Source organism: Microbacterium sp. Bi128 (genome assembly GCF_918698205.1).
Genome location: NZ_CAKKMM010000485.1, coordinates 1 through 3,458 on the forward strand (window position 1 = coordinate 1; position 3,458 = coordinate 3,458).

Sequence of the window (3,458 nt, forward strand, 5' to 3'; positions counted from 1 at the left end):
GGTCACGCCGGGTGCCTGGAGGTCCAGGGCACGGGTGGTCTCGGCCTTGATCTCGCCGAGGTCATCGATGGGCTGGCCCAGCGGGTCAACCACGCGGCCGAGGAAGGCGTCGCCAACCGGCACGGACAGAACCTGCCCGGTGCGGTGGACTTCCTGGCCTTCTTCGATTCCGGTGAAGTCACCGAGGATGATGACGCCGATCTCGCGGACGTCGAGGTTCTGGGCCAGGCCCAGCGTGCCGTCTTCGAAGCGAAGCAGCTCGTTCGCCATGACCGAGGGAAGGCCCTCAACACGGGCGATGCCGTCACCTGCGGTTGTTACACGGCCGACCTCTACGCGCTCTGCGTTTCCGGGTTCGTAGGACGCCGCGAACTCGTTCAACGCATTACGGACGTCGTCGGCGTTGATGGTCAATTCGGCCATCTGCAGTCCCTGCTCTCCTGTTTTCGTGATCATCGTTGCTCACGATGACCGGGGTTTCTTGTCGTTAGGTTGTGCTTGTCCGGCTAGCCGGCAAGCTGACGCTGGAGCTGGCCCAGGCGGCCGGCGACCGAAGCGTCAACCACTTCGTCACCTACCTGGATCCGGATGCCACCGATCAGTGCCGGGTCAACATTCATGTTGATCTTGAGCTCGCGCCCGTAAAGGGCGTTCAGCCCCGCCTGCAGGCGGCTGATCTGCGTCTCCGTCAGCGGACGGGTGACGTCGACCGTTGCAATCCAGCGCTGCTGGCGCTTGGCGGCAAGCTCGGCGAAACGGCGGACCAGCCTGGTGACCTTAAGCCCGCGCGGAGCCGTGACGGCCTGCCCGATCAGGACTTTCGCGTCCTCGCTCGCACCGGGTACGAGTTTGTCGGCGAGGGACACCTTGGCGGCCGGGCTGGCCTGCGGCTCGGACAGAGCACGCTGGACCTCGTGGCTGGACTCAACGGCCTGGTTGAAGGAGAACAGATCGTTCTCCAGCGATTCCAGTCCGCTGAGCCCGGAGGCAGAGACGGCCGACTTGTTCTCGGCAACAGCGATGACCACCGAAGCGGCAAGAGTCTCGAGTGCATCGCCGATATCCCGTGCCGATGCCCAGCGGGAGCTGGCCAGTCCGGCTGCGATTTCAACAGCGTCAGCGGATACTTTCCCGCCGAAGAGCTGCTTGACCAGCGCCGACTTTTCGTCACCGCTGCGGGACGGGTCAGTCAAAGCACGGCGCAAGCCGGCCGAGCTGTCCACGGTTCCCAGGATTCCGAAGAGTTCCTTTGCCAACTGCAGCGACGCGGTGGGAAGCTTGGCCTCCAGTGCCGCCAGCGCAGCGGCCAGCGATTCGCTCGATACACCTGCCATTACTTAGCTACACCCGCGTTCTGGTTCTCCAGATCTGCCAGGAAGCGGTCCACCACTCGGGCCGACCGTGCATCGTCGCTCAGTGCTTCGCCGACGATGCGGCTCGCCAGCGTCGTGGCCAGCGTGCCGACCTCCGCGCGGAGCGACACAACGGCCGCCTGGCGCTCGGATTCGATCTGCGTGTGGGCCTGCGCGGTGATGCGGGCAGACTCGGCAGCCGCCTTCTCCTTCAGCTCTGCAAGGATCTGGGCGCCTTCGGCGCGTGCTTCCTCGCGGATGCGGTTGGCTTCGGTGCGGGCTTCCGTGAGCTGCGCCTTGTACTCTTCGAGCGCTGCGGAGGCCTCGGCCTGGGCCTTTTCGGCCTTGGCGATACCGCCCTCGATGGCTTCGGCCCGCTCTGCGAAGGTCTTCTCGAACATCGGGACAACGTACTTGACCACGATGAACAAGAGGAGCGCAAAGCCGGCGAAGACGACAAGCATTTCCCAAGGATTGGGAACGAGGGGGTTAGTACCGCCTTCGGTGGCGGCTGAGATGATCGCTTGATTCATATTTCACCCGTCCTTATCTACTCGGTTCTGGATGTTCGGTTGTTCTGTTTACTTAAGAACGAACGCGAAGACCAGGCCAAGGATGGCGAGGGCTTCAGTCAGCGCGAGGCCGAGGAATGCGATCGGCTGCAGGACGCGCTGGGCTTCCGGCTGACGTGCCACACCGTTGATGTAAGCGGCGAACACGAGACCCACACCGATACCACCGCCGATGGCGGAGAGGCCGTAGCCGATGAGGTTGAGGGAGCCGTTGATGGAGCCTTCCATTTTTCTTCCTTTCAAGATGCCACCCATGTGGCAGGTTGTTTGGGTTGCTTCATCCCCGTGAGGGGAAGACTATGTTGTGCCGGCTGGGGTTGTGCCTTCTGGCGTGTGCGCCTGAAGGCCTTCGCCTAGTGGCTGTCGGCGTGCAGCGCGCCTTCGATGTAGATCGCGGTCAACAGCGTGAAGACGTAGGCCTGCAGCACCATGATCAGCGCTTCGAGCATGTACATGGCGATCGCACCGCCAAGGACGAGTACGGACGCGCCCTTGAGGAGGACGTTTTCCTGCATCACGAGGTATTCGATGCCCGCACCGGAGATCATGATGATCAGGTGGCCGGCCAGCATGGTGGCGAACAGACGGAGGCTGTGCGTGACCGGGCGGACCAGGAAGTTGGAGATGATCTCGATCGGTACGACGATCGGGAGAATGTAGAACGGCACACCGGACGGAACCGTGGCCAGCTTGAAGTACTTCAGGCCGCTCTTCCGGATGCCGACGGCGATCCAGGTGACATACACGATCGCGGCGAGCACATAGGCACCGCCAACGTGCGAGAAGGTGGGAAGCTGGATCAGCGGGATTGCACCGTAGATGTTGTTCACGAGGATGAAGAAGAAAAGCGTGAACAGCAGCGGGACATACTTCATGAAGTCCCGGCCGCCGATAATGTCCTTGGCGATGCTGTTGCGGACGAAGCTATAGGCGGCCTCGCCAGCGAACTGCAGCTTGCCGGGAACCAGCTGCTGCTTCCGTGCAGCGATCACAAAGAATGTACCGATAATGACGACCGACAGGATTACCAGCAGCATCTGCTTGGAAAATCCGTCGGCAGCACCCCAGGGGATGATAGCCGGCAGGTGAAGTTCTTCAATTCCAGGAGGCGTGAAGGTTCCTGAATCTTGGGCCGGGAGCGCAAGCGCGATCAACGCGTTTCCTCTCTGCAGTGTCCATCATTGGGCGTTGGGCGGGGACCGGCGACATTGGTGCCCGCCTCTCCCCCTGTGAAATTATTTGGCATTACTGTTCCTCGTCCTGGGACGGGCCACGTGCAGCAGTGCCGTCATCAGCTGAAGTTCTGTTACTGGTGAGGCCGTGCATATGAGAAAGATAGAACCCTCCCGCAGCTCCAAGCAGAGCGCCTGCGAGCACAATCCAGCGGGTTCCCCACAGATTATCCAGTCCCCACCCTATCAAACTCCAGACGATGATTCCGCCAACAATGTAGCTGAAGACGGCGATTCCGGCGTTGTATCCGCCGTCGCTTCCGTCGGTCGATACACCGGGGGCACCGGACGTAGTTTTGGGT

Annotated in this window: 5 protein-coding genes and 1 pseudogene; all 6 read right to left on the reverse strand. The window is 61.8% G+C overall.

Features of this window, described 5'->3' with window-relative positions; genetic code table 11:
- Positions 1–423 (reverse strand): annotated as a pseudogene (locus LQV45_RS21535) (F0F1 ATP synthase subunit alpha); the annotation flags it as partial.
- A gap of 83 nt (positions 424–506) precedes the next feature.
- On the reverse strand, positions 507–1,334 hold the full coding sequence (locus LQV45_RS21540) for a F0F1 ATP synthase subunit delta (protein ID WP_230008751.1): 828 nt from the start codon (positions 1,332–1,334) through the stop codon (positions 507–509).
- Positions 1,334–1,885, reverse strand: a complete 552-nt coding sequence (locus tag LQV45_RS21545) for a F0F1 ATP synthase subunit B (RefSeq protein ID WP_223916021.1) — start codon at positions 1,883–1,885, stop codon at positions 1,334–1,336. The genes LQV45_RS21540 and LQV45_RS21545 overlap by 1 nt, the downstream gene beginning before the upstream one ends.
- A 48-nt stretch (positions 1,886–1,933) precedes the next feature.
- Positions 1,934–2,152: an ATP synthase F0 subunit C gene (gene atpE, locus LQV45_RS21550; protein WP_003804776.1), complete on the reverse strand. Its 219-nt coding sequence runs from the start codon at positions 2,150–2,152 to the stop codon at positions 1,934–1,936.
- 125 nt (positions 2,153–2,277) lie between these two features.
- Positions 2,278–3,078: a F0F1 ATP synthase subunit A gene (atpB, locus tag LQV45_RS21555; protein WP_223916023.1), complete on the reverse strand. Its 801-nt coding sequence runs from the start codon at positions 3,076–3,078 to the stop codon at positions 2,278–2,280.
- 91 nt (positions 3,079–3,169) lie between these two features.
- On the reverse strand, positions 3,170–3,458 hold a 289-nt coding region (locus LQV45_RS21560; protein WP_230008752.1), incomplete at its 5' end, for a hypothetical protein.

Excerpts from the sequence above, each read along its gene's own strand:
- LQV45_RS21540 (WP_230008751.1), bottom strand. The coding sequence starts at position 1,334 with ATGGCAGGTGTATCGAGCGAATCGCTGGCCGCTGCGCTGGCGGCACTG.
- LQV45_RS21545 (WP_223916021.1), bottom strand. The coding sequence starts at position 1,885 with ATGAATCAAGCGATCATCTCAGCCGCCACCGAAGGCGGTACTAACCCC.
- atpE (WP_003804776.1), bottom strand. The coding sequence starts at position 2,152 with ATGGAAGGCTCCATCAACGGCTCCCTCAACCTCATCGGCTACGGCCTC.